Source organism: Caballeronia novacaledonica, from assembly GCF_900258035.1.
GTDB classification, from domain to species: Bacteria; Pseudomonadota; Gammaproteobacteria; order Burkholderiales; family Burkholderiaceae; genus Caballeronia; species Caballeronia novacaledonica.
In genome coordinates this window covers 102,291-128,368 of sequence record NZ_OGTP01000018.1, presented here as the reverse complement: position 1 = coordinate 128,368, position 26,078 = coordinate 102,291, and the positions used below count along the sequence as shown (strand labels likewise).

At 64.4% G+C, this 26,078-nt stretch carries 23 protein-coding genes; 5 read left to right on the top strand and 18 right to left on the bottom strand.

The genetic code is table 11. The features are described 5' to 3' along the window. Nucleotides 1-32 precede the first annotated feature (32 nt). The 3 genes from pdxA to NOV72_RS22970 form a co-directional block, all read right to left on the bottom strand. A complete protein-coding gene (pdxA, locus tag NOV72_RS22980; RefSeq protein WP_106856862.1) occupies nucleotides 33-1,016 on the bottom strand; it encodes a 4-hydroxythreonine-4-phosphate dehydrogenase PdxA in 984 nt (327 codons plus the stop codon). 4 nt (nucleotides 1,017-1,020) lie between these two features. Beyond that, entirely contained in the window at nucleotides 1,021-2,364 is a 1,344-nt protein-coding gene (locus tag NOV72_RS22975) for a peptidylprolyl isomerase (RefSeq protein WP_106856861.1), read from the bottom strand. Nucleotides 2,365-2,502: 138 nt separating this feature from the next. Further along, nucleotides 2,503-4,893: an LPS-assembly protein LptD gene (locus tag NOV72_RS22970; protein ID WP_106856860.1), complete on the bottom strand. Its 2,391-nt coding sequence runs from the start codon at nucleotides 4,891-4,893 to the stop codon at nucleotides 2,503-2,505. Nucleotides 4,894-5,121: 228 nt separating this feature from the next. Here NOV72_RS22970 and NOV72_RS22965 point away from each other — a divergent pair, with 228 nt between their 5' ends. From NOV72_RS22965 to purB, 3 genes are all read left to right on the top strand, one after another. After that, complete coding sequence (locus tag NOV72_RS22965) at nucleotides 5,122-6,147, top strand: aminoglycoside phosphotransferase family protein (protein ID WP_106856859.1); 1,026 nt, start codon at nucleotides 5,122-5,124, stop codon at nucleotides 6,145-6,147. Nucleotides 6,148-6,154: 7 nt separating this feature from the next. Continuing rightward, nucleotides 6,155-6,856, top strand: a complete 702-nt coding sequence (murU, locus tag NOV72_RS22960) for an N-acetylmuramate alpha-1-phosphate uridylyltransferase MurU (RefSeq protein ID WP_106856858.1) — start codon at nucleotides 6,155-6,157, stop codon at nucleotides 6,854-6,856. 86 nt (nucleotides 6,857-6,942) lie between these two features. After that, nucleotides 6,943-8,331 (top strand): adenylosuccinate lyase, encoded by a 1,389-nt coding sequence (purB, locus tag NOV72_RS22955; protein ID WP_106856857.1) that lies wholly within the window; start codon nucleotides 6,943-6,945, stop codon nucleotides 8,329-8,331. 64 nt (nucleotides 8,332-8,395) lie between these two features. Here the strand turns inward: purB and NOV72_RS22950 are convergent, their stop codons facing one another. The 4 genes from NOV72_RS22950 to edd all read right to left on the bottom strand — a co-directional run bounded on the left by NOV72_RS22950 (nucleotide 8,396) and on the right by edd (nucleotide 13,288). Next, the gene (locus NOV72_RS22950) at nucleotides 8,396-8,890 is read right to left on the bottom strand and encodes a gluconokinase (protein ID WP_106856856.1); all 495 of its coding nucleotides are present in this window, start codon (nucleotides 8,888-8,890) and stop codon (nucleotides 8,396-8,398) included. A gap of 10 nt (nucleotides 8,891-8,900) precedes the next feature. Further along, nucleotides 8,901-10,265, bottom strand: coding sequence for a GntP family permease (locus tag NOV72_RS22945; protein WP_106856855.1), 1,365 nt, complete (start codon nucleotides 10,263-10,265; stop codon nucleotides 8,901-8,903). A gap of 358 nt (nucleotides 10,266-10,623) precedes the next feature. Further along, the gene (gene eda, locus NOV72_RS22940) at nucleotides 10,624-11,256 is read right to left on the bottom strand and encodes a bifunctional 4-hydroxy-2-oxoglutarate aldolase/2-dehydro-3-deoxy-phosphogluconate aldolase (protein ID WP_106856854.1); all 633 of its coding nucleotides are present in this window, start codon (nucleotides 11,254-11,256) and stop codon (nucleotides 10,624-10,626) included. Between the two features lie 88 nt (nucleotides 11,257-11,344). Then, the gene (gene edd / locus NOV72_RS22935) at nucleotides 11,345-13,288 is read right to left on the bottom strand and encodes a phosphogluconate dehydratase (RefSeq protein ID WP_106856881.1); all 1,944 of its coding nucleotides are present in this window, start codon (nucleotides 13,286-13,288) and stop codon (nucleotides 11,345-11,347) included. Between the two features lie 302 nt (nucleotides 13,289-13,590). On the opposite strand from edd, the gene NOV72_RS22930 reads away from it, so the two are divergent. Beyond that, nucleotides 13,591-14,430 carry a MurR/RpiR family transcriptional regulator gene (locus tag NOV72_RS22930; RefSeq protein WP_106856853.1) on the top strand — a complete coding sequence of 280 codons (840 nt, stop codon included), beginning with the start codon at nucleotides 13,591-13,593 and terminating at the stop codon, nucleotides 14,428-14,430. A gap of 204 nt (nucleotides 14,431-14,634) precedes the next feature. Here the strand turns inward: NOV72_RS22930 and NOV72_RS22925 are convergent, their stop codons facing one another. From NOV72_RS22925 to NOV72_RS22885, 9 genes are all read right to left on the bottom strand, one after another. After that, nucleotides 14,635-15,051 carry a CopD family protein gene (locus tag NOV72_RS22925; RefSeq protein WP_106856852.1) on the bottom strand — a complete coding sequence of 139 codons (417 nt, stop codon included), beginning with the start codon at nucleotides 15,049-15,051 and terminating at the stop codon, nucleotides 14,635-14,637. A 22-nt stretch (nucleotides 15,052-15,073) separates the two neighbouring features. Then, nucleotides 15,074-16,345 (bottom strand): glutamate-5-semialdehyde dehydrogenase, encoded by a 1,272-nt coding sequence (locus tag NOV72_RS22920; RefSeq protein WP_106856851.1) that lies wholly within the window; start codon nucleotides 16,343-16,345, stop codon nucleotides 15,074-15,076. Nucleotides 16,346-16,460: 115 nt separating this feature from the next. After that, a complete protein-coding gene (gene holA, locus NOV72_RS22915) occupies nucleotides 16,461-17,552 on the bottom strand; it encodes a DNA polymerase III subunit delta (protein ID WP_106856850.1) in 1,092 nt (363 codons plus the stop codon). Nucleotides 17,553-17,571: 19 nt separating this feature from the next. Then, nucleotides 17,572-18,165 (bottom strand): LPS-assembly lipoprotein LptE, encoded by a 594-nt coding sequence (locus NOV72_RS22910; RefSeq protein ID WP_106856849.1) that lies wholly within the window; start codon nucleotides 18,163-18,165, stop codon nucleotides 17,572-17,574. Then, nucleotides 18,165-20,759, bottom strand: a complete 2,595-nt coding sequence (leuS, locus tag NOV72_RS22905) for a leucine--tRNA ligase (protein WP_106856848.1) — start codon at nucleotides 20,757-20,759, stop codon at nucleotides 18,165-18,167. The genes NOV72_RS22910 and leuS overlap by 1 nt, the downstream gene beginning before the upstream one ends. Before the next feature lie 191 nt (nucleotides 20,760-20,950). Further along, on the bottom strand, nucleotides 20,951-21,391 hold the full coding sequence (locus NOV72_RS22900) for an ExbD/TolR family protein (RefSeq protein ID WP_106856847.1): 441 nt from the start codon (nucleotides 21,389-21,391) through the stop codon (nucleotides 20,951-20,953). A gap of 9 nt (nucleotides 21,392-21,400) precedes the next feature. Next, entirely contained in the window at nucleotides 21,401-22,066 is a 666-nt protein-coding gene (locus NOV72_RS22895; RefSeq protein WP_106856846.1) for a MotA/TolQ/ExbB proton channel family protein, read from the bottom strand. Nucleotides 22,067-22,071: 5 nt separating this feature from the next. Continuing rightward, entirely contained in the window at nucleotides 22,072-22,869 is a 798-nt protein-coding gene (gene dapB, locus NOV72_RS22890; RefSeq protein WP_106856845.1) for a 4-hydroxy-tetrahydrodipicolinate reductase, read from the bottom strand. A gap of 120 nt (nucleotides 22,870-22,989) precedes the next feature. Beyond that, nucleotides 22,990-23,790: an outer membrane protein assembly factor BamE gene (locus NOV72_RS22885; RefSeq protein ID WP_106856844.1), complete on the bottom strand. Its 801-nt coding sequence runs from the start codon at nucleotides 23,788-23,790 to the stop codon at nucleotides 22,990-22,992. 189 nt (nucleotides 23,791-23,979) lie between these two features. Here NOV72_RS22885 and fur point away from each other — a divergent pair, with 189 nt between their 5' ends. Beyond that, nucleotides 23,980-24,408 carry a ferric iron uptake transcriptional regulator gene (gene fur / locus NOV72_RS22880; RefSeq protein ID WP_106856843.1) on the top strand — a complete coding sequence of 143 codons (429 nt, stop codon included), beginning with the start codon at nucleotides 23,980-23,982 and terminating at the stop codon, nucleotides 24,406-24,408. 138 nt (nucleotides 24,409-24,546) lie between these two features. Here the strand turns inward: fur and NOV72_RS22875 are convergent, their stop codons facing one another. Both NOV72_RS22875 and alc read right to left on the bottom strand, forming a co-directional pair. After that, nucleotides 24,547-25,056: an ureidoglycolate lyase gene (locus NOV72_RS22875; protein WP_106856842.1), complete on the bottom strand. Its 510-nt coding sequence runs from the start codon at nucleotides 25,054-25,056 to the stop codon at nucleotides 24,547-24,549. After that, on the bottom strand, nucleotides 25,053-26,063 hold the full coding sequence (gene alc / locus NOV72_RS22870; RefSeq protein WP_106856841.1) for an allantoicase: 1,011 nt from the start codon (nucleotides 26,061-26,063) through the stop codon (nucleotides 25,053-25,055). Before alc ends, NOV72_RS22875 begins: the two co-directional genes overlap by 4 nt. Nucleotides 26,064-26,078: the final 15 nt, after the last annotated feature.

Genomic DNA, 26,078 nt, shown 5'->3' with positions numbered 1-26,078 from the left:
TCGTTTGAATGAAGCGGCCGCGCGGCGCCGGATCAGGCCGCGCGCTTGTGACGCGCCATGGTGACGGCGGCGTCGATGGCGGCGATCATGCTGCCCGCATCGGCGCGGCCCGTGCCGGCGAGATCGAGCGCGGTTCCGTGATCCACCGACGTGCGGATGATCGGCAAGCCGAGCGTTACGTTGATGCCCTCGCCGAACGTCGCGTATTTCAGCACCGGCAAGCCCTGGTCGTGGAACATCGCGAGCACGCAGTCGGCGTCTTTCAGATAGCGCGGCTGGAACAGCGTGTCGGCGGGATACGGTCCGGGCGCGTCGATGCCGTGCGCGCGCGCGCGTTCGAGCGCGGGCGTGATGACGTCGATTTCCTCGCGGCCCAGATAACCGTTCTCGCCCGCATGCGGATTGAGGCCGGTGACAAGAATGCGCGGCGCGGGCAACCCGAAATGCGCGCGCAGATCGTGATCGATAATGACGAGCGTTTCCACGAGGCCATCGATGCTGAGCGCCGCTGAGACGTCCTTCAGCGGCAGATGCGTGGTCGCGAGCGCGACGCGCAACGGACGCTCGCTCGATCCCGCCAGCATCATCACGACGCGCGGCGTGTTCGTGCGCTCGGCGAGATATTCGGTATGGCCGGTGAAGGGAACGCCGGCGTCGTTGATGGTGCTCTTTTGCAGCGGCGCGGTGACGATGGCGTCGAAACGGCCGGAAACGGCGCCGTCGATCGCGGCATCCAGCAGAGCGAGCACGTAGCGTCCGTTCGCCGCGTTCAGCTTGCCCGGTTCGGCGGGCACGGCGAGCGCGTGATGCTCGATTTCCACCGTGCCGTTCGCCTCCGGCCAGCCCGCGCCGGCGCGCGTTTCGAGCAACGCACGATCGCCGAGCACCGTGAATTGCGCCGACGGCCAGCGCTCGCGCGCCTGCCGAAGCGCCGCCGCCGACAGTTCCGGGCCGACGCCGGCCGGCTCGCCGGTCGTGATGGCGATGGCGAGCGGTCGGGCGTCGGCGGCGCTCATGCTGTTACTGCGCTTGGGCAGCGATGCCCTTGTACTGCACGTACGCGGTGTCGCGCAGTTCGCGCAGCCAGTCGGAATACGCCTGCTCGGCCTTGCGCTGGCCGATTGCCTGACGCGCGATGTCGAGCTGCTGCGACGCCGATCCTTCCGCTTCGCGCCGGCCGAGCACCTGAATCAGGTGATAGCCGTACTCGCTTCGCACCGGATCGCTGACGGCGCCGTCCTGAAGATTGTTCATCGCGCGCTCGAACTCGGGCACGGTTTCGCCCGGGCTGATCCAGCCGAGATCGCCGCCCTGCGACGCCGAACCGTCCTGCGAATAGGTACGCGCGAAGTTCGCGAAATCGCCGCCCGACGCGACTTGCTGCTTGATGTCGAGCAACTTCTGGCGCGCGGTCTGTTCGGACATGCCGTCCGACACGCGCAGCAGGATGTGGCGCACGTGCGTCTGCACGAGCTTGGGCGCATCGGCCGCGGTGCCTTGGCTCGCGCGGCGATCCACCAGCTTGATGATCTCGAAACCGCCTTCGGTGCGCAAAAGCGTCGGCACGACCTGGCCCGGACGCAGCGTCGAAACCGCGCTCACGATGCCCGCCGGCAGCGTGCCGGGCGTGCGGAAACCGAGATCGCCGCCCTTGCTGGCGTCGGTATCCTGCGAATTTTGCTTGGCGAGCTTCTCGAAATCGTCGCCGGCTTGCGCCTGCTTGAGCACGGCGTCGGCCTGGGCCTGAATCTTCGTGATTTCGCTCTGAGGCGCGTCCGACGGGAGCTTGAACATGATGTGCTGAAGCCGCAGATCGCTCGTATTGCGCGCGCCCGGACCGCGCTGGCTGGCGATGTAGTTCGCCACTTCGCCGTCGGACACGGTGATCTTGCTGTCGACTTCCTTCTCACGCAGCTTCGAGAGCGTGAGCTCCGTGCGCGCGTCGCGCGTGAAAGTGGACCAGGGCACGCCCTGCGCCTCGATGCGCGAGCGGTACACGTCGAGCGTCATCTGATTCTGCTGCGCGAGACGCGCGAGCGTGCGGTTGACGGTGGCGTCGTCGATGACGATGCCGTCTTCCTTCGCTTTCTGGAGCTGGATGCGCTCGAGCACCATTTGATCGAGCACTTGCCGCTGCATCTGGTCCGCGGGCGGCACCGGCGCGTTCTGTTGCTGAAGACGCTTGGCGATGAGCGCCGTGCGGTCCTGCAGTTCGCGCTGCGTGATGACGCCGTCGTTCACCACCGCGACGACGGAATCGGCGACCTGCGCATTGCGATTCGACAACGCCTGCGCACCGGCCGGCGAACTCAGGATCAGCGCGGCAGCGAGCACGCCCGCTGCGATTGCCGTCGATCGAAACATATTCACGTTTGCCACAGATACTCCATCAAATACAGGCTTCACCCGTTCGTGTCCTGCTTGTACATGCCGCACTGCGCGGCCCTGCTCCGCTCTTCACTGCCGGTTGCGGGATGCCGCGCGCGGCCGCCCGTTCCGGCATTACTCGTAATCGCTGTACCGGGAAAGCGGCGGCGCCGCCGGCGGCGGCGGCTGATAACCCTGAACGCTCGCGCGGAACGCGCTGACGAGACCGTTGTCGACGTTCGACAAGCCCTTGAACGTCAGTTGCGCGAGCACGCGCGTGCCCGACGAAGGCTGGCCCTGCGTGTTCACGCCGTTGGCATAACGCTGCATGCCGAAGCCGAACGCCCAGCAGTCGGCATCGTACTGGAAGCCCACAAGCCCGTCGACGAGACGATGGCTCGCGAGATCGTAATTCACGCGGCCGACGGCATAGAGGCGATTCGTGAGCGGCCACTCGCCCGACAACAGAATCTGGTTGATCGGCTCGTTCACCAGCGTGGTCTGGTTCGAACGCGTGTAGCGGTAGCCGATGTTGATCACCTTGCGTTCCGCCGGACTGAACGCAAAACCGACGCTCGAGCGCACGAGCTGGTTGTTGTCCACATTATATTGGAACGCGGTTTCCGAGGCGAAACCAGCACCCAGCTTGATGGCCGCACCCGCGATCAGGTCCGAGTGCTTCGCCTGGTCGGGCAGTTGGCCCGGCGTGATCGTGACGCGCTGACTCTGGAAATAATACTGCTGCGCGATGACGAACCGCGCGCGCTCGTCGCCCGTCGCCGGGTTGATGAAGCGCGTCGTCAGGCCCGCCGTGATGCGGTTCGCATCGGCGATGCGGTCGTTGCCGACGAACGTGTTCGGCGTGTAGATCTCGGCGAGACCGAAGTCGGATTCGGCGGTATCGAAAATCGGCGCGAAGTCCTGATTGTGATACGGCGTGTAGACGTAGTAGAGCCGCGGCTCCAGCGTCTGAATGTAATCCTGGCCGAACAGCCGCACCGAGCGGTCGAACACGAGACCCGTGTCGAAGCTGACGGTCGGAATCGACTCCGTGAAATTCTTCGGCTGCCCGGCCACCGGCGGCGACGAACCCGCCACCTGGCTCGTCGCGATATGGCTCAGGTCGTATGACGCGAAATGCCATTGCACCTTCGGCGTGACGAAATAGCCCGGCGCGTTGACCCCGTAGCTCAGGTACGGGTTGAAGTACAGGCGGTTGCCGTCGGTCGCGCCGTCCTGCGTGATCGTGAAGCGGGTCGCGTCCAGTTCCGCGCCGTAATCGAAGCCGCCGACGTTGTACTTGTTGTACTGAACGTTGACCTGCGGCTCGCGCGCGTACGGCGGAATCGAGGGCTGCAGCGTCTGCCAGCGCTGTTCACGCGCGAGCACCGACCACGGGCCGTTGTTGTACGTGAGCCCCGCTTCCTGCTGATACAGCAGTTGCGTGCCGTTCAGAAACTGATTCGACGCGTTGCCCAGGTCTTCCGGATATTGATCGTCCGAAACCTTGTTGTAATTGACGTAGCCGCCGAAACCGTTGCCGAAGTTCTGGCGATGCTGCCAGAAGATCGCGTAGCGATTCGTATGCGTCTGGCGGTCGTCGGGCAGATAGTTGACGTCGAGCGAACCCGAATACGTGGGCGACAGATAGCGGTATGTCGCCTCTCCGAGCACGCCGCGCCGCGTCATGATGCGCGGCGTGACGGTCAGATCGCGGTTGGGCGCGATGTTGAAATAGTACGGGATCGTCGCTTCGAAGCCGGTCGTCGAGCTGAGCGAGAACGTCGGCGGCAACAGGCCGCTGCGACGATCGCCCGTGAGCGGAAACGACAGCCACGGGCTCGCGACCACCGGCACGCCCTGGAAGAACAGCACGCCGTTATGCGCGATGCCCTCCTCGGCGCCGGTGTCGAAATCGAACGACGTGCCCTTGATGTACCACGACGGATCGGACTCGCACTGGCAGGCGGTATAAGTGCCGTGATCGATGCGCGCGCGCTCGTCGTCGATCATGTCGACGCGCTCGGCGCTGCCCGAGCCGCCCGTCAGGTTGAAGTGATACTTCGGGTTCGTCATGAACCCTTCGTTGGCTTCCACCTTCAGATGCGCTTCCGGACCGACGAACGACACGCCGTTGTTGATCAGCCTGACATTGCCGAAAGCATCGGCCATGTCCGTGTCCTGGTCGTAATGCAGCGCGTCGCCCTTGATGACCGTCACCGTGCGCCGGATCTCCGCCGAGCCCTTCGCCGCCATGTCTTCGTCGCTGGTGCCCGTCGCCTTGTCGCTCAGAAGGAACGTCGAAGGCTGCTGGCCGCTTTGCAGCGGGCGCTCTTCGAGTTGCGGCGCGAGCCGCAGACTGCCGGGACCGTCGAGAGGCTGGGCATCGGCGGCGGGGCCGGCGAGCTGGGCGTGCGCCAGGGCCGGCATCAGGCCCGGAACGGATAGAAGCGCGACGACGAGCCGCCGCCTGCGTGGCTGAGCGTCGCCTTGGATTTTCGATACGGGAAACTGTCGTGGCGGCATGTATGGGTGGCGGTTCGATCCCGTTCGCGCCCGACGCGCCCGATGCCGCCGGGCAGGCGGCCGCGCCCTTTCCGCAGTCACGAACTTGACGGTCCGTTGCTAAGCAGGGACGACACTCGACCGAACGGTGACGCTCACAGTCGTCGGGGGCCTGGCGCCAGGCGTGAAACGGATCGCTTAAAAAAGTCGTGGGGTATTATATGGCAAGATGTTTGGCCCCTCGAATTTATGACGCACATTCCTTCTGACGCACGCCTGAATCAGCTCCGCTCGTGGCTTGAAAATATCGCCGGACCTTACCGGCTGAACGTCGCGAGTCTCGCCCCCGCCTCCGCCGATGCCAGCTTTCGCCGTTATTTCAGGCTGGAGAGCGATTCGGAGCATGGCAAGACGCTCATCGCCGTCGATGCCCCGCCGCCCGAGAAATGCCGCGAGTTCGTCCAGGTCGCCGGGCTGCTCGACGCGGCGAACGTGCATGTGCCGAAAATCCTCGAAACCGATTTCGACGCCGGTTTCATGCTCGTGACCGATCTCGGCACCACGACTTACATTTCCGTTCTCGACGAAAAAAACGCGCGGCCGATGATGCGCGCCGCGATCGACACGCTGATCCGCTTCCAGCAGACCGCGCGCGAAGGCGTGCTGCCGTCTTTCGACGAGGCTTTCCTGCGCCGCGAGATGGAGTTGATGCCCGAGTGGTTCATCGGCCGTCATCTGGGGCGCGAAGTCACCGCCGACGAACGCAAGACGCTCGACGACACCTTCACGCTGCTCGTGCAAAGCGCGCTCGCGCAGCCGCAAACCTTCATGCTGCGCGATTTCATGCCGCGCAATCTGATGGTGTGCGAGCCGAATCCGGGCGTGCTGGACTTTCAGGACGCGGTGTACGGGCCGATCACGTACGACATGGCGTCGCTGATGCGCGATGCGTTCATCAGTTGGGAAGAAGCGTTTCAGCTCGATTGCGTCGCCTATTACTGGGAACGCGCGAAGAAGGCCGGACTGCCCGTCGATGAGGATTTCGGCGAGTTCTATCGCCAGCTCGAATGGATGGGCCTGCAGCGGCACATCAAGGTGCTCGGCCTGTTCGCGCGCATCCATTATCGCGACGGCAAGCCGCAGTATCTCGCCGATCTGCCGCGCTTCATCGGCTATGCGCGCAAGGTCGCGGAGCGCTACGCGCCGCTGTGGCCGTTCGCGCGTCTGCTCGATTCGCTCGAAGGCCGCGCGGTCGAAGTCGGATACACCTTCTGAACTCACGATGACGCACGCTCTGAAAACGGCGATGATCTTCGCCGCCGGCCGCGGCGAACGCATGCGCCCGCTCACCGACACTTGTCCGAAACCGCTGCTCGAAGCCGGCGGCAAACCGCTCATCGTGTGGCAGATCGAGCGCCTCGCGGCGGCGGGCGTCGGGACGATCGTCATCAATCACGCGTGGCTCGGCGCGCAGATCGAAGCGGCGCTCGGTGACGGCTCGCGCTGGGGCGTCGAGTTGCGGTATTCGCCGGAAACCGAAGCGCTCGAGACGGCGGGCGGCATCGTACAAGCGCGGCGTCTGCTCGGGGACGGCGTGTTCATCGCGGTAAGCGGCGACGTGTTCTGCGATTTCGATTACTCGACCCTGCGCGATCACGCCGAAGCGCTAAGCGCGCGACACGAGCCCGGCATGCATCTCGTGATGGTGCCGAATCCGCCGTTTCATCCCAAAGGCGATTTCGCCTTGCGCGACGGCACGCTCGCACTCGATGGCGCGCCGCGTTATACGTTCGGCAACATCGGCCTGTATGACACGCGCATGTTTCGCGATCTCGCGCCCGGCACGCGCCGCGCGCTGACGCCGTATTACCGCGAAACGATCGCGGCCGGACGCGCGAGCGGCGAACTCTACGAAGGCCGCTGGGAAAACGTCGGCACGCCCGCGCAACTTCGCGCACTCGACGACGAACTGCGAGCCCGCTAAGCACAGGCACGCGTCCGGGATTGGGACGCATCCGATGGTAAAATGCGCGGTTCTCCCGTCTTTTCCTTCCGGCCGCGCCTGCAATCATGTCCGATACCCGTCCCGATACCCTCTTCGCGCTCACCGCGCTCTCGCCGCTCGACGGCCGCTATGCCGCCAAGACAGAAGCCCTGCGCGAATGGCTCTCCGAAGCCGCGTTCATGCGGCATCGCGTGACGGTCGAGATTCACTGGCTGATCGCGCTGTCGCGCGCCGGATTCGCGGAAGTGCCGCGCTTCTCCGAAGCGTCCGAGCAATTCCTGCTGAGCCTCGCCGAGCGCTTCACGGCGCACGACGCCGCGCGCATCAAGGACATCGAACGCGTCACGAATCATGACGTGAAGGCCGTCGAATACTGGCTCAAGGAGTCGGTCAAGGGCCAGCCGGAACTGGAACGCGCGAGCGAGTTCATCCACTTCGCGTGCACGTCGGAAGATATCAACAACACGTCGCACGGTCTGATGCTCGCCGGCGCGCGCGAGCACGTGATCCTGCCGGCGCTGCGCTCGGTGTACGAGCGCCTCGTGAAACTCGCGCACACGCACGCCGAACAGCCGATGCTCTCGCGCACGCACGGCCAGCCCGCGAGCCCGACCACGCTCGGCAAGGAAATCGCCAACGTCGCGGCGCGTCTCGCGCGCGCGATCCAGCGCATCGAGAAGGTCGAGCTGCTCGGCAAGATGAACGGCGCGGTCGGCAACTTCAACGCGCATTTGTCGGCGTATCCGGAGTTCGACTGGGAAGCGTTCTCGAAGGATGTCGTCGAGAATCGGCTGAAGCTCACGTTCAATCCGTACACGATCCAGATCGAGCCTCACGACTACATGGCCGAACTGTTCGACGCGGTGGCGCGCGCGAACACGATCCTGCTCGACCTCGATCGCGACGTGTGGGGCTACATCTCGCTCGGCTACTTCAAGCAGAAGACGAAGGCCGGTGAAATCGGTTCGTCGACGATGCCGCACAAGGTCAATCCGATCGACTTCGAGAACTCGGAAGGCAATCTCGGTCTCGCGAACGCGACGCTGCGCCATCTCGCCGACAAGCTGCCGGTCTCGCGCTGGCAGCGCGATCTGACGGATTCGACCGTGCTGCGCAATATCGGCGTCGCGTTCGGCTATTCGCTGCTTTCGTACGACGCGCTGATCCGCGGCCTCGACAAGCTGGAAATCAACGCGGCGCGCCTGAACGAAGATCTCGACAACACTTGGGAAGTGCTCGCCGAACCGGTGCAAACGGTGATGCGCCGCTATGGCATCGAGAATCCGTATGAACAACTGAAGGAGCTGACGCGCGGCAAGGGCATCACGCGCGAGGCGCTGCAGACGTTCATCGCCGGTCTCGCGATTCCCGGCGACGCGAAGAAGTTGCTGCTCGACATGACGCCGGGTTCGTATATCGGCAAGGCGGTCGAGCTGGCGAAGCGGATCGCCTGAGGCACCGCCCGTCGCGACAAAGACAAAGGCCCCACGCGGGGCCTTTTCTTTTGCTGAAGCGCGCTCAGCGCGTCTTCAGCTTCTCAATCACGATATCGACGATTTCCTCGGGCGTGTGCTCGATGCTCACGATGATCGCCTCGTCTTCGCCCGGCGGTTCGAGCGTTTCGAGCTGGCTCTTCAGCAGCGACGGATCGAAGAAATGGCCCGTGCGCGTCGCGAGCCGTTCGTGCAGGACCTCGAACGAGCCTTCCAGATAGACGAAGCACACGTCCTTGTCGCTTTCGCGCAGCACATCGCGATACGAGCGCTTCAACGATGAGCACGTGAATACCGCCGTTTCGCCCGCTCGCTGCTTCTCCTCGATCGCGGCCCGAATCGTCTTCAGCCACGGCCAGCGGTCTTCGTCGGTCAGCGGTATGCCTTTGTGCATCTTCTCCTTGTTGGCGGCGCTGTGAAACGCGTCGCCATCGGTGAACGCGCATTGCAGGCGTTCCGCCAGCAACTCACCGATGCGGGTCTTGCCGGCGCCCGACACGCCCATCGCGATCAGAATCATCGAAATCTCCTTACACGACCGCCGCAAGCGCGAAGGTCAAACCGAGTCCCATCAGGGAAATGATGGTTTCGAGCAGCGACCAGGTCTTGAACGTCTGTCCGACGGTCATCCCGAAATACTCTTTGATCAGCCAGAAGCCGCCATCGTTCACATGCGAGAAGATCAGCGAGCCGGAGCCGGTGGCGAGCACCAGCAGTTCCGGGCTCGTGTGGCCGCCCGCTGCAGCCGCGATCGGCGCGACGATGCCGCACGCGGTCGTCATTGCGACTGTCGCCGAGCCCGTCGCGAGACGGATCAGCGCCGCGACGAACCAGCCGAGCAAGAGCGGCGACAAACTTGCCGACGACGCCGACGCGACGATCTGCTGCGAGATGCCGCTGTCGCGCAGCACCTGGCCGAAACCGCCGCCCGCGCCGACGATCAGCGTAATGCCGGCAATCGGCGCGAGACATTCGCCGCAAAACTTCTGAATCTGCTCGCGGTTGAAACCCTGCTTCGCGCCGAAGGTCCAGAAGCTGACCAGCACGGCGATCAGAAGCGCCATATCCGACTGGCCGATGAAGCGCAGCAGATCGTTCGGCAAGGTTTTCGGCGTGAAGACCAGATCCGCCCAGCTTCCGATCAGCATGAGAATGACCGGCAGCAAGATGGTGAACAGCGTGATGCCGAAGCTCGGCAGGTCGCGCTTTTTCTCGGTGTCGCCATGCTTTTGCGTGAACTGGTCGGCGAGCGCATTGGCATCCGGCAGCTTGATGTACTTGTGGATCATCAGCGCGAACAGCGGGCCCGCGACGATTGCCGTCGGCACGCCGACGAGCAGGCCGTAAGCGATCGTCTTGCCGATATCGGCGTGGTACGCCTGCACCGCGAGCAATGCGGCCGGGTGCGGCGGAATCAGGCCGTGTACGACCGAGAGGCCCGCGACCATCGGCAGCCCGATCAGGAGCAGCGACTTGCCGGTGCGTCTCGCGACGTTGAACGCGATCGGAATCAGCAGCACGAAGCCCACTTCGAAGAACACCGGCAAGCCGACGATGATCGCGACGACCATCATCGCCCAATGAATATTCTTCTCGCCGAACAAATTGATCAGCGTATTGGCGATGCGCTCGGCGCCGCCCGATTCGGCCATCATCTTGCCGAGCATCGTGCCGAGACCGACCACGACGGCAATGTGACCGAGCGTATTGCCATTGCCGGTTTCGAACGACTTGACGATTTTGTCCATCGGCATGCCGACCGCGAGGGCCAGCAACACCGACACGATCATGAGCACGAGGAACGGGTAAACCTTGAAGCGGGCGATCATCAGGATCAGAACCGCGATCGCGATCACCGCGTAGAGCAGCAACATGCTCCCGTGGACGGCTGGCATAACGCCTCCTTGATTTTGTTGAGGTTTTTTGCGCTATGTATGCGTTTGCCGTCGCTGCACCGCACACAGGGGCGACGTGCGGCAAGCGCAAACACGGCGCTGGGCAACGGAATTTTACTTTGTAAGCCGGAGAGTTGGCGGGGAAAAGGCGCTGAGACGATCGCACTCTTCCTTATCGCTGGTTCGGGCTCCGGACAAACCACTTATCCTGCTGTCCGAATCTGCGCGAGCTTTCGTTCCGGAAGGCCCGCGCAAATCGGAACAAGGTCATGGGTCGAGCGCGAACGGCATCGACCGAAGGGAAAGTGCAACGAAGCAGCGCGCGGGCGATGCACGATCGCCCGCGCGCTTCAGATACTCAACGATGCGGCGCCAGTTCGCTCGCGGCACGCGCGAGTCGCGTGACTTCGTCCCAGTCCTGCGCGGCGAGCGCAGCCTTGGGCGTCAACCAGGAACCGCCGACGCAAACCACGTTCGGCTGCGCGAGAAAGTTCGTCGCCGTCTCCGCCGTGATTCCGCCCGTCGGGCAAAACTTCAGATTCGGAAACGGACCGTGGAATGCCTGCAACATCGGAATTCCGCCCGCCTGCTGCGCGGGAAAGAACTTGACGATCTCATAGCCCAGTTCCATCGCCGCGATGACGTCGCTCGGCGTCATCACGCCCGGCAGCAACGGCAGCCCGGCGTCCTGCGCGGCCTTGTGCATGTCCTTGGTCAGACCGGGCGATACGCCGAACTGCGCGCCGGCTTTCTTCGCCTGCGCGCAATGCTCGGGCTTGGTGATCGTGCCGACGCCCACCACGATATCGTCCGCCAGTTGACTTGCACGCTCGATCGCGGCGATTCCCGCCGGCGTGCGCAAGGTGATTTCCAGCACCTTCACGCCGCCCGCATGCAGCGCGCGCGACACATGCTCGCCCTGCTCGACCGACTCGAATGCGAGCACCGGAATGACCGGCCCCAGACGCACGATTTCATTTACCGTTTTCATTTGCTGCGACTCCTGTTCTTGCGCGGCGCATGTCGATGCATCCGCGGGTTGCTGTCAGATTCGGGTGATTCGCTCTTCGTTCGGACACTCAGTGTTGTGTCGCGTGCGCCTTGTTCAGCGCCGATGCCGCCGCGCGCGCGTTGTCGCGAAGTGCGTGCCTTTCGCGCGCGGGCGCCGCGCCATCCGCCGATGCCGCCGCCGCGCCGATCAGCGCGCCGAACACCGAAGCGCCCTCTTCCGCCGGCAGCGCGGCGCTCCGAAACACGCCGAACAGCTCGCGGCCAAAGCCGACTTCGTTCTCCGCCTGATGGAGCGGCGCTTCGTTCTCGCGCGCCTGCCATTCGCTCGCTTCGATTTCGATGTCGAGCACGCCGGCGGGCGCATCGATCACGAGCATGTCGCCGGTGCGCACCTTGCCGAGCGGCCCTTGCAACAGCGCTTCGGGCGAGACGTGAATCACCGCCGGCACCTTGCCCGACGCGCCCGACATGCGGCCGTCCGTGACGAGCGCGACATGGAAGCCCTGATCCTGCAGCACGCCGAGCAGCGGCGTCAACCGATGCAGTTCCGGCATGCCGTTCGCGCGCGCGCCCTGAAAACGCACCACGGCGACGAAATCGCGCTTCAGCTCGCCCTTGTCGAAGGCTTCCTGAACTTCTTCCTGCGAATTGAACACGATGGCCGGCGCCTTCACCACGCGATGCTCCGGCGCGACCGCCGAAATCTTGATGACGCCGCGCCCGAGCTTGCCCTGCATCAGACGCAGGCCGCCGTCCGGCTGGAACGGCTCGGAAATGCCGCGCAACACCTTCGTGTCATGGCTTTCGGCGGCGCCGTCGACCCATTGCAGCTTGCCATCGATGAGCTTCGGTTCCTTCGTGTAGTGCGACAGGCCACGGCCCGCGACCGTCTGAACATCCTCATGCAGCAGCCCGCCTTCGAGCAGATTGCGCACGAGAAACGCCACGCCGCCCGCCGCGTGGAAGTGGTTCACGTCGGCCTTGCCGTTCGGGTAGATCTTCGCGAGCAGCGGCACGACTTGCGACAGTTCGTCGAAATCGTTCCAGTCGATCACGATGCCCGCCGCCCGCGCGATCGCCACGAGATGCAGCGTGTGATTGGTCGAGCCGCCCGTCGCGAGCAGCGCGACGATGCCGTTCACGATCGCCTTCTCGTCGACGACGTGGCCGATCGGCGTGTAGTTGCCACGTTCGAGCGTCAGATCGAGCACGCGGCGTGCGGCCTCGGCGGTGAGCGCGTCGCGCAGCGGCGTATGCGGATGCACGAACGCCGCGCTCGGCAGATGCAGGCCCATCACTTCCATCAGCATCTGGTTGCTGTTGGCGGTTCCGTAGAACGTGCACGTGCCGTGGCCGTGATACGCGGCCGCCTCGGCTTCGAGCAGCGCGCCGCGATCGCATTGACCGGTCGCGAATTCCTGGCGAACCTTCGCCTTCTCGTCGTTGGTGAGGCCGCTCGTCATCGGACCGGCGGGGACGAAAATGGTCGGCAAATGGCCGAATTGCAGCGCGCCAATGGCGAGCCCCGGCACGATCTTGTCGCAGACGCCGAGGCACAGCGCCGCGTCGAACATGTTGTGCGTGAGCGCGACGGCCGTGCTCATCGCGATGACCTCGCGCGAGAACAGCGACAGCTCCATGCCCGCATTGCCCTGCGTGATGCCGTCGCACATGGCCGGCACGCCCCCCGCGAACTGCGCGATGCCGCCATGTTCGCGCGCCGCCTGCTTGATGATGTCGGGGAAGCTCTTGTACGGTGCGTGCGCCGAAAGCATTTCGTTATACGACGACACGATGCCGACGTTCGGCTCGCGCACCGCCTTGATCGCAAATTTCTCCTGGCCCTCGAGTCCGGCGAAGCCGTGCGCCAGATTCGCGCAGGACAACGCGCCACGCGCCGGGAACTTGCCATGAGCGGCGTCGATGCGCGCAAGATATGCCGCGCGCGTCGATTTGCTGCGCTCGATGATGCGGTCGGTGACTTTTTTGAGTTGATTGTGCGGGGAAACCATCAAAGCTCCTTCGTCTCACTCCCGGCGCGCCTGCCGTCGAGGATTGGGTTGAATGTGGCGAGGGCCGGCGGTTTTGGCTCTTGTTCTGCGATCTCGCCGTGCAACGCAATACTAGTAGAAAAACTACAAGCCGACAATGAACTTGAACGCTAAATATCTTAAGCAATCGCCTACCCGAGAGTCTTTCCGGGAAATCGTCTCAGGGAAAACACCGACGGGCGCAGCCCGAAAACGTGTAGTATTTGTACAAACGATTCATCGGCTATAGTCCGAGTCAATTTTCAGCATAGGCGAGATTTCCGATGTTGCTGTCCCAAGTCGAAGCGATGCGCGACCAACTGCGGCCGTCGGAACGCAAGCTGGCTGCTTACGTGCTCGAAGCGCCGCGCGAAGTGCTCGATCTCTCGATGACCGAATTCGCGGCGCGCGCGGGCGTGAGCCAGCCGACTATCGCGCGTTTCTGTCAGGCGCTCGGCTTTTCGGGTTTTCGCGAGTTCAAGATTCGCCTTGCGCAAAGCGTAGCAGCGGACGTTCCCACGGTTTATCGCGATGTGCGCGCGGACGAGCCGCCCGCGGGCGTCGCGGCGAAAGTGCTCGACCGGACCATCGGCGCGCTGGTCGCCGTGCGCAACAGCCTGTCGTCCGACAGCATTGCAGCGGCAATCGCCATACTTGCCGAGGCGCGCCGGATAGAGTTCTACGGCGCAGGCGGTTCGGGAATCGCCGCGCTCGACATGCAGCATAAGTTCTTTCGATTGGGCGTGCCGTCGGTCGCGTACTCCGACCCGCATACGTACACCACCTCCGCGGCGTTGCTTGGCGCAGGCGATGTCGTCGTCGCGATATCGAATACCGGGCGAACCAGGGACATTCTCGACGCGTGCAAATCCGCGCTGAGCGGAGGCGCCAAGGTCATCGCGATCACGCACGGCAATTCGCCGCTCGCGCGCGTGGCGACGATCGGACTGTTTGCCAATGTCGATGAAGACACCGACATTTTTTCGCCGATGACATCGCGCGTGTCGCATCTCGCCATCGGCGACATTTTGGCCGTAGGGCTTGCGCTGGCGCGCGGCCCCGCGCTGGCCGACAAACTCGCTGAAGCCAAGGACGTGCTGGAAGGACGGCGGGTGGGCGCGTAGCGGGCGGAAGCCAGCGTGAAGCGCTAATCAGGAGCCTGACGCCGCTTGAAAACGCCGGCTCCTTCCGGTCTTGCGGAAGACGGAACCATTCGACTGCGGATAAGAGACACAACAGAGCGAAAATCGCCGCTCAGGTCCACGTTCGACAAGAACGCCGCGCAGCGAATCTTCGAAGGGCGCCCGATCGAGTGAACGACTAGCGCCTCAAAACGGCTTGATGACCACGAGCAGCGTCGCGCTGAGCAGTCCGAGCACCGGAAGCTCGTTATACATGCGATACCACTTGTGCGACCGCTTGTTCGCACCGCGCTCGAACGTGCGCAACAAAACGCCGCAATACGCGTGATAAACGAGCAGCAACACGACGATCGCCAGCTTCGCGTGGAGCCAGCCCTGTCCCGCGCCGATGCCGACGACGAGCCACAGCCACAGCCCGCACGCGAGCGCCGGCACGGCGATGAACGTCATGAACCGGAACAGCTTGCGCGCCATCAGCAACAGGCGCGCGGTGGCGGCGGGATCGGTTTCCATCGCGAGGTTGACGAAAATGCGCGGCAGATAGAAAAGCCCCGCGAACCACGAAGCGACCAGCACGATATGCAGCGATTTGATCCAGAGCATCGTTCTTCTTGTTCGAGCCAGCTTATTGACGGACTTCGCCGCGGCCAAGCACCACGTACTTGAGCGAGGTCAGCCCTTCGAGCCCGACCGGGCCGCGCGCGTGCAGCTTGTCGTTCGAAATGCCGATTTCCGCGCCGAGGCCGAATTCGAAGCCATCGGCGAAGCGCGTCGATGCGTTCACCATCACGCTCGCCGAATCCACTTCGCGCAGGAAGCGCATGGCGCGGTCGTGATCTTCGGTGACGATCGCGTCGGTGTGATGCGAGCCGTACGTGTTGATATGGTCGATGGCTTCATCGAGGCCGCCGACGATCTTGATCGCCAGCACCGGCGCGAGATATTCCGTGCTCCAGTCTTCGTCGGTCGCATCGACGAGCCCGCCGATCTTCGCCGCTTCGAGCGCGGCGCGCGCCTCGGCGTCGACGCGCAGCTCGACTTCCTTCGCCTGAAACGCGCGCGCCAGTCGCGGCAGCGCTTGCTGCGCGATGCCGCGCGCGACGAGCAGCGTTTCCATCGTGTTGCAGGTGCCGTAGCGGTGCGTCTTCGCGTTGTCGCAGATGACCGTCGCCTTGTCGAGATCCGCGCGATCGTCCACGTACACGTGGCAGATGCCGTCCAGGTGTTTGATCATCGGCACGCGCGATTCCTCCATCAGGCGCGCGATCAGGCTCTTTCCGCCGCGCGGCACGATCACGTCGACAAATTCGGTCATCGTGATCAGCTTGCCGACCGCCGCGCGATCCGCCGTCCCGACAACCTGCACCGCGTCCTGCGGCAAGCCCGCCGCTTCCAGCCCGACGCCGATCAGCTTCGCGAGCGCCGTATTGCATTCGAGCGCCTCGGAGCCGCCACGCAGAATGGCCGCGTTGCCGGACTTGAGGCACAGCGCGGCGGCGTCGATGGTCACGTTCGGCCGCGATTCGTAGATGATGCCGATCACACCGAGCGGCACGCGCATCTGGCCGACCTGAATGCCGCTCGGACGAAACTTGAGCCCGCTGATTTCGCCGATCGGATCGGCCAGCGCCGCGACCTGGCGCAAGCCTTCGACCATCGTGTCGATGGCTTTGTCGGAAAGCGTCAGACGGTCGATGAACGCCGCGTCGTGGCCCTTCTCGCGCGCGCGTGCGAGGTCGCGGCCGTTCGCTTCCTTGAGCGCGTCGCGCTCGCGTTCGACGGCGTCCGCCACCGCGTCGAGCGCCGCGTTCTTCGCCGCCGTCGACGCTCGCGCCATCGCGCGCGACGCCGTGCGTGCGCGGCGGCCGAGGTCGGTCATGTATTGATCGATGTTCATCGTGGGTCTCTTCCGTATGCCGCCTTCCCGAGCCGGTGCGTCAGCGCGCTCTGGAATGCGCAAAAAATCATTCTAAGCTGTTGCGCCGATTGCAACAGCATGTGACAGAAGCGTCCTAGCGACGCGGTCGTGGCGCGGGCGATGCCTGCGCCGGCTTGCCGCCGTGCGCGACGGCCATCGCGAGTTCGAACATGCCGGCCCACGGGTCCGGCGGCGGCTCGCTGCCGCGTTTTCCGGTGCTGCCGGAAAGCCCTTTCACCTGCCGATCCAGCCGCGCCGCGAGCGACAGCGCCTTTTCCAGCGCTTCGTCCGTCACGCGCGAAAGCGCCGGGCCGATCAGCCGTTCGCGCGGGCCCCAGACGCGGTTCTCGCGCATCAGCGTGGCGAGCGGCTTTCCCGAAGCGACGCCGCGCTTGATGCGCAACAGCGTGCGCACTTCCTCGACGAGCGCCCACAGCACGAGCACGGCCGCTTCGCCCTCGCCCTTCAGTCCGTCGAGCATGCGCGCGAGGCGGCCGACATCGCCCGTCAGCATCGCTTCGTTGAGCTTGAACACGTCGTAGCGCGCGACGTTCAGCACGGCGTCGTGGATCTGCTCGAACGTGAGCACGCCCTCGGGATACAGCAGCCCGAGCTTCTGGATTTCCTGATGCGCGGCGAGCAGATTGCCCTCCACCCGTTCCGCGATGAACGACAGCGCACGCCGCCCTTCTTCGCCGGGCGCGACGCGCTGCCCTTGCTGCGCGAGCCGCTGACCGACCCACATCGGCAATTGCGCGCGTTCGACCGGATCGATCTTCAGCGCGACGCCCGCGCCGAGCAACGCCGTGAACCAGGCCGACTTCTGCGTCGCGCTGTCGAGACGCGGCAGCGTGACGAGCGTGACGACGTCGGGATTGTCCGCGCCGGCGAGCGTTTTCAGGGCTTCGGCGCCTTCCTTGCCGGGCTTGCCGGTCGGAATGCGCAGTTCGATCAGTTGACGGTCGCCGAACAGCGACATCGACTGCGTTGCGCCGATGAGCGCGCTCCAGTCGAACCCGCGCTCGACGGAAAACACCGTGCGGTCCGTGAAGCCGCCCGCGCGCGCGGTGGCGCGGATGCGGTCGCACGCTTCCTGCGCGAGCAGATGCTCGTCGCCGTAGACGACGTACAGCCCCTTCAGGCCTTTCGCGAGGTGCGCTTCGAGCGCGTCGAGCTTCAGTTGCATGATGCCGGCGAACGCGCGATCAGAGCGGCGGCACCGGCAGCGGCGCGCGCGGCGCCACGCCCGGCGTCTGCTCGCCCGGCGCCGGATGCAGCGAGCGCACGGTCGCGAGACGGCGCGTCAACTGGTCGACGGCGTCGTTGCGCATGTCGTTGTAAAGCAGCGTGGCTTCCTGACCTTTTGCGAGCGTGTATTGATCGCTATAAGTCATCGAACGATTCAAGATGATGGTGCTCGGCGGAATCAGCAGCGTGCCGTCGGCGCCTAGCAGCGAATAGTTCACGTTGTAGACGAGCTCGTATTCCTGAATGACGCCCTGCGCATTCAGGCTCAGCGTGCGCAATCCCTGACCTTCGGACAGATTGAGCGTCGCGTCCGGCTTCTCGAACGGCTTGACGACCACCGTGTCGCTGCCGCCCTGAACCATGCGTTCGAGGCGCGCGACCATTTGCGGCGTGCCGCCCGTGATCGCGAGCCGCTTGAACGCGTAATCCTGCTGGCCGCGTAGCTGGAAGCCGCATGCGGACAGCATCGCCGCGCCGCCGAGGAGCGTGAGAAACGAGCGCCTGCTCGTGCTGACTTTGCCGGTCACATCCACTCCCTTGGATTTGCGCATCAGACGACCACGTTGACGAGACGTCCCGGCACCACGATCACCTTCTTCGGCGCGCGGCCTTCGGAGAATTTCGCGAACATTTCGTGCGCGATCGCGGCTTTTTCGATGGCTTCACGCGATGCATCCTTCGCCACCGTCAACGCGCCGCGCACCTTGCCGTTCACCTGCAGCACGAGTTCGATCTCCGCTTGCTCGAGCGCGGCTTCGTCGACCTTGGGCCAGGGTGCGTCGAGCAGCGGGCCGAATTCCTTCTCGTAGCCGAGCTCCGACCACAACTGGAAAGTGACGTGCGGCACGACCGGATACAGCACGCGCAACAGCACGCCGAAGGTTTCGTTCAGCACGCCGGCGCCCGCGTTCTTCGCGCCTTCGACCGCGTTGAGCATTTTCATCGCGGCGGACACGACCGTGTTGTACTGCAGGCGGCCGTAGTCGAAATCGGCCTGCTTGAGCACGGTATAGATTTCGCGGCGCAGCGCCTTGTCCGCGTCGTCGAGCGTCGAGGCATCGAGCTTCGCGTGCTGGCGCAGCGCATCGGCGTTGTCGTGCGCGAAATGCCACACGCGGCGCAGGAAGCGGCTCGCGCCTTCCACGCCCGCGCCCGACCACTCCAGCGACTGCTCCGGCGGCGCCGCGAACATCACGAAGAGGCGCGCGGTATCGGCGCCGTATTGATCGATCAGCGTTTGCGGATCGACGCCGTTGTTCTTCGACTTCGACATCTTCTCGACGCCGCCGAGCACGACCGGCTGAGCATCCGCGTTCAGCGTCGCGCCGGTCGGACGGCCCTTGTCGTCGTGCGCGACGGTGACTTCGAGCGGGTTGTACCAGGTCTTCTTTCCGGACGCGTCTTCGCGATAGAACGTTTCGTTCAGCACCATGCCCTGCGTGAGCAGATTCTTCGCGGGCTCGCCGAACTTGACGAGGCCCATGTCGCGCATGACCTTCGTCCAGAAACGCGAGTACAACAGGTGAAGAATCGCGTGCTCGATGCCGCCGATGTACTGATCCATCGGCATCCAGTAGTCGGTGCGTTCGTCGACCATCGTCTGCGCGTCCGGTGCGCTGTAGCGCGAGAAGTACCAGGACGAATCGACGAACGTGTCCATCGTGTCGGTCTCGCGCCTCGACGCCGCGCCGCACTTCGGGCACGCGCAGTTCAAGAACGCTTCCGACTTCGCGAGCGGATTGCCCGAGCCGTCCGGCACGAGGTCTTCCGGCAATACGACGGGCAGATCCTTTTCCGGCACGGGCACGTCGCCGCAGCTCGGGCAGTGGATGATCGGAATCGGCGTGCCCCAGTAGCGCTGGCGCGAGATGCCCCAGTCGCGCAGACGCCAGGTGATCTGCTTGTCGCCGAGGTCTTTCGCCTTGAGATCGGCGGCGATCGAATCGATCGCTTGCTCGGTGGTCATGCCGTCGTACTTGCCGCTGTTGATGAGGCGGCCCGCGGTCTTGTCGCCGTACCACTCTTCCCACGCGTCGGTCGAATAGGTCTTGCCTTCGACCGCGATGACCTGATTGATCGGCAAGCCGTACTTCTTCGCGAACGCGAAATCGCGCTCGTCGTGCGACGGCACGCCCATCACCGCGCCTTCGCCGTAGGACATCAGCACGTAATTGCCGATCCACACTTCGACCTGCGCGCCCGTCAACGGATGCGTGACGAAGAAGCCGGTCGGCACGCCCTTCTTTTCCATCGTGGCGACATCGGCTTCCGCGACGCCGCCGCGCTTGCATTCGTCGATGAACGCCTGCAGATCCGCGTTATCGCGCGCGAGGCGCGTGGCGAGCGGATGCTCCGCCGCGACCGCCGCGAACGTGACGCCCATGATGGTGTCGGCGCGCGTGGTGAAGACGCGCAGCAGTTTCGCTTCGCCGTCGATTTCATACGGGAAGCCGAAGTTCACGCCGAAGCTCTTGCCGATCCAGTTCTGCTGCATGATCTTGACGCGCTCGGGCCAGCCGAGGCCGTCGAGATCGTCGAGCAGTTGATCCGCGTAGTCGGTGATGCGCAGGTAGTACATCGGGATTTCGCGCTTTTCGACGAGCGCGCCCGAGCGCCAGCCGCGCCCGTCGATGACCTGTTCGTTCGCGAGCACGGTCTGATCGACCGGATCCCAGTTCACCGTGCCCGTCTTCTTGTACGCGATGCCCTTTTCCAGCATCTTCAGGAACAGCCACTGGTTCCACTTGTAGTACTCGGGCGAGCACGTGGCGACTTCGCGCGACCAGTCGATGGCGAGGCCCATCGACTGCATCTGCTTCTTCATGTACGCGATGTTGTCGTACGTCCACTTCGCCGGCGGCACGTTGTTCGCCATCGCCGCGTTCTCGGCGGGCATGCCGAACGCGTCCCAGCCCATCGGCATCAGCGTGTTGTGACCGTTCATGCGCAGATAACGGTACATCACGTCGTTGATGGTGTAGTTGCGCACGTGACCCATGTGCAGCTTGCCCGACGGATACGGCAGCATCGAGACGCAATAGAACTTGGGCTTGGCCGACGTCTCGGTCGTCCGGTAGACGTCGTTCGCGCGCCAGTTGCTCTGCGCGGCGGATTCGACGTCGGCGGGTACGTATTTATCGTGCATGGTGTGGTTTGGCTTTCGGCAAATGCTGGGAACGGACTTCGGACCGGCCGCCAACGATCTGAGCGGCGAGTCCAGGCGCTGCGGCATTGCTGACACGGCGCGGCGTCGGAATTCGGGTCTGCTGGCTACCGCAAGGCCCGCCGAACGGGGAAATGGCGATTATACCGTTCGATGCGCGCCAACCCGCGCGCTTATTGCGCGGACGCCTGCGCCCGCGGCCGCGCCGGCTGCGTGACGAAGCCGATGCGCTCCAGCCCCGCCTGCTGCGCCGCGCCCATCACCTGCGCGATGACGTCGTAGCGCGTCGCACTCGACGCCCGCAGATGCAGCTCGGGCTTTTGCGCCGCCTTGCCCGCATCGGCGAAACGCGCGCGCATTTGATCGAAGCTGACGGGCGTGTCGTTCCAGAAAAGCTTGCCGGCGTCGTCGATGGAAAGCGTGATGGTTTGCGGCGTCTCGCGCGCGGGCTGCGACGCGACTTTCGGCAGATCCAGCCGGATCGCGTGCGTGAAAAGCGGCGCCGTGATGATGAAGATGACGAGCAGAACGAGCATGACGTCGATGAGCGGCGTCATGTTGATGTCGGCCATCGGCTGGCCGTTGGATTTCTTGTCGAGTCCGCCGAAGGCCATCGCGCGCGCCTATTCGGCCGGACCGCAGACGAATGCGTGCAGATCGTGCGCGAAGCCGTCGAGCTCCTCGGAAATCTGCCGCACGTAGCGGCCGAGCACGTTGTACGCGAGCACCGCGGGAATCGCGACGACCAGCCCGAACGCCGTCATGATGAGCGCCTCGCCGACCGGACCGGCGACGTTTTCGATCATCGCCTGCCCGCTCGACGCGATGCTGCCAAGCGCGTGATAAATGCCCCACACGGTGCCGAGCAGTCCGACGAACGGCGCCGTGCTGCCCACCGATGCAAGCAGCACCTGACCGAATTCGAGCCTGCGCTGCGAGCGCAGCAACGCATGACGCAGCGCGCGCAGAACGCGTTCGCTGCGCTCCACGCGCGCGAGCAGCGCGCCGGGCATTTCGGCTTCCGACGCACGCCACGCCGCTTCGGCGAGCGGCAGAAACACACGCTCGCGATCGGCGCTGCGCAATGCGCCGATGCCGTCTTTCAGGCTCGGCGCCTGCCAGAAGCGCTGCAGCGCACGCGGGCCCTGCCATTTGGCGCGCGCGAGAATCCACGCCTTCACGAGCAGGAAGCACCAGCTCGCGAGCGACATCGCGAGGAGCAAACCCGCGACCGCGTGCGTCACGGCATCGCCGGATTGGAGGTAATGAATGACGCCCGTTGCTGCCATGAAAATCAGCGCAGGCCGAGCACGTCCTGCATGTCGAAGAAGCCTTTGTCGTGCCCTTGCAGGAAGCGCACGGCGCGCAGCGCGCCTTGCGCATAGGACAGACGGCTCGCCGACTTGTGCGTGATCTCGATGCGCTCGCCGATGCCCGCGAAGAGCACCGTGTGATCGCCGACGATGTCGCCGCCGCGAATCGCTGAAAAGCCGATGGTCGACGGATCGCGCTCGCCCGTCACGCCTTCGCGCGCGTACACGGCGCAGTCCTTCAGGTCGCGGCCGAGCGCCTTGGCGATCACTTCGCCCATGCCGAGCGCCGTGCCCGACGGCGCATCGACCTTGTGACGATGGTGCGCTTCGATGATCTCGATGTCGTAGCCGGTCGAGAAATGCTTCGCGGCGAATTCGAGCAGCTTCATGGTCACGTTCACGCCGACGCTCATGTTCGGCGCGAACACGACGCCGATCTTCTCGCCCGCCTGCTTCAACTGCACCTTTTGCTCGTCCGAGAAACCCGTCGTGCCGATGATCATCTTCACGTCGTGGCGCAGCGCGGCTTCGAGATGCGCGATCGTGCCTTCGGGGCGCGTGAAATCGATGAGGTAATCGGCATCGGCGAATACGCGCTCGATGTCGTCGGTCAGCAGAACGCCCGTGGTTTTGCCGAGGAACGCGCCCGCGTCCTGCCCGAGTTGCGGCACGCCGGGCCGGTCGAGCGCGCCGGCGAGCCGCGCGTCCGGATCGTTGAGAACGGTTTCGATCAGCATCCGGCCCATGCGGCCCGATGCGCCGGCGATGGCGATCTTCATGGCTGTCTCGTATTGAACCGCGCGCAAGACGCGCGCTGGATGATGCGGATTGGCGATGCGGCTGAAGCGGCCCCGCGCGAAAACACGTGGCGCCGCTTCGGCGTCGAACGACTGAACTGCTTACTGGCTCTGCTGCGGCAGATAGAACTGCGCCTGTCCGCCCGCGTTGGCCGGCGCCGGCGACGTACCTGCCGGGCCCACCGCGCTGCTGTCCGGGATGTTGATCGTCTGCGGCCGGCGCTGCAATTGAATCTGCGAGTTGCTGCCGCTCTGGCCGCTCGAACCGGGCGCGCCGCCCGCCGTCTGCGGCGCGTTCACGCGCACCGACGACTGCGTGCGGCCCGTCGGCGTGTCGACCTGAGCCGTCGCGCGATTCGCGGCCTGCGCGGCTTGCTGATTGGCGTCGCCCGCGAATGCCGCCGCCGTATTCGGCTGCGTGGACGGCTCGCCGGAAGGCGCGGTCACCGCCGCCGTCGATGCCACCGGCGCCGATGCCGCCGCGGTCGCAGCCGGTTTCGCGACCTTGACGCCCTTGTCGCCGTCGATTTCCGCGAGCAGTTCGAGGTTCGACGGCAGATTCTCGCCGCCCGACCAGCTCACGACGCGATCGCTCGCGAAGTTCACGACGAAGTCACGCTGCTGCACGACAGACGTCGAGCCGCGCTTGAAATAGAACACATAGTCCCAGCGATCGGCGTGGAACATGTCGGTCAGAAGCGGCGTGCCCAGGAGTTGCTTCACCTGATCCCGCGACATGCCGACCTGCATCTGATTCGCCGCTTCCTGCGAAACGAAATTGCCTTGCACGACCGTGATCCGATACGGTGTGATGCTTTGCGCGATCTTCTGCGTGGCGCTGTCGTACGCCGTGCAGCCAGCGAGCAATACAGCCAAGGTTCCTGCGATCACGGTTCCCCGCATGCGACGGCTCTCCCTGCAATTCGATAAGGATTTGGAAAACATTTCACCTCTCACGCGAGGCGCTCCGAAGTCGCGCTTCTTTCGTTCCGCTCTTTTCGTCCGATTCGCCTTGCGCCCGGACGGGATGTCAGGAATCGGAAAAACGCATTACTATGAGAACCTTGAATTGTACTCTAGGGATGCCTAGCCATGACCAATCCCGCCGATCTCAAGAATATCGGGCTCAAGGCGACCCTGCCCCGCCTCAAGATTCTCGAAATTTTTCAGCATAGCCCGGTGCGCCATCTGACCGCGGAAGACGTGTATCGAAGCCTGCTCAACGAAGAACTCGATATCGGTCTCGCGACGGTTTATCGCGTGCTCACGCAGTTCGAGCAAGCCGGCCTGTTGTCGCGAAGCAATTTCGAATCGGGCAAGGCCGTCTTCGAGCTCAACGAGGGATCGCACCACGACCATCTCGTGTGCATCGACTGCGGTCGCGTGGAAGAGTTCTTCGATGGGGAAATCGAACGCCGTCAGCAGTCGATCGCGAAGGAACGCGGCTTCAAGCTCCACGAGCATGCGCTCGCGCTGTACGGCGCATGCACGAAGGAAAACTGCCCGCACCGCAAGCATTGAGGTTCGCGCGCCGCACGCCGGCGCGCGAATGAAGAAACCGCCGTCCATCGGCTCGATGGACGGCGGTTTCGTTTCGTCTGTACGTTTCGCGATTTGCGTCTGCGTTCGATTCGCTTTTGCGTTTCGATGCAGCGCGATTCAGGCCGCGCGCGCTTCGTGTTCGATCAGCGTGTATGGCTCGGGCAGATCGATCTCGTCGCAATTCGGAAGATCGCCGCCGCGATCCACGACGATGAAGTCCGCAGCCTTGTCGAGCACGATCAGCGGGTGATGCCACACGCCGGGCGCATAGTTCACGCCTTGCCAGCCGCGTGCGTAGAACGCGCGCATCCTGGCCGGATCGAACTCGCCCGCGGGCGCGACGACCACGAGATAACGCACGTCCGCGAGCGGCACGAACGCCTGACTGCCGAGCGGATGCCGCTCCATCATCGAGATCACGACGGGCTGCGGACGCGGCTGCCCGCGAAACACGTTGATGAGCGGCCGCCCGCCGCTCTCGAAACCGACTTCCACGTCCGCGAGATCGTGAAAGCGCTCGGTCGTGCCCGCGTTGATCGGGAAATGGCGCGCGCCTTCGAGTTCGATCACGTCGCCGAATGTAGCGAAGGCTTCGCGCGTCAGCGGTTCCAGCGTGAGCGTTCTCATTCGATTTCTCCGAAGACGCGCAGCCGCGACACCCCGCCGTCCGGATAGATGTTGAAGCGCACGTGCGTCACCGGGCCGAGCGCCGCGATCTCGTTCTCGAAGCGATGCACGCTGTCCATCGACAGCTTTTGCTCGTCGAGCAGCACGGGCCAGAACATCGCCTGCGTGACGAGCGATTCGTCCGTGCCGCCTTCCACGCGCGCCGCCTGCAGCGAGCAGCGGTCCGGATAGTTGCCCTTGAAATGCGCGGTATCGACTTCGATCGCGCGGATCACGCCGGGATTCGCCAATGCGACGATCGCCCAGTCGTTGCCCGGCTCGCGACGCCGGCGCGTTTCCCAGCCGTCGCCCATGTTCACGCCGCGTCCCGGCATCAGCATCTGCGACGCCGGACCGAAGTGCTGATTGTTCGCGGCGACGAGATACGCGCCGTTTTCGATCGCCGCGAGATCGAGCAGCGTGCCGCGTTCGACGCGCGAGAAATCCGTCTTCGGCTGGCCATAGACGCGCAAGCGCGCGATGCCGCCATCGGGATAAATATTCACGCGCAGATGCGTGTAAGCGCGCGTGTCGCCGATCTCGAGATAGTGATGATTATTGCCCTGCAATGTCGTCGACGGCACGATCTCGCGCCAGTCGCCGTCTTCCTGCGGATGGCCGCTTTCGCTGTAGCACGCTTCGATCGACGCCGCCGGCGGGAAATTGCCCGTGAAGTGGCTCGTATCGATATCGATGCCGTGAATCACGCCCGCGCGCGCGAGCTTGACGATGCAGTAGTCGTAGCCCGTCGTGCGCTTGCGGCGCGTCTCCCAGCCGTCCATCCACTTGCCGTGCTCGTCGTACTTGCCGGGAATGAACACCGCGGGCTGCGGCTCCAGCATGCGCTCCTTCGGCGCGAAGAATTCGTCGGTGGCGAAGAGCGCCTGCGCGCCGAGCCGCGGGTCCGCGAGGTTCATGTAGCGGCGGGCGAAAGCGGGAGCGTCTGCGTCGAGAATCGGATTGGCCATTTCAGTGTCCTTCGT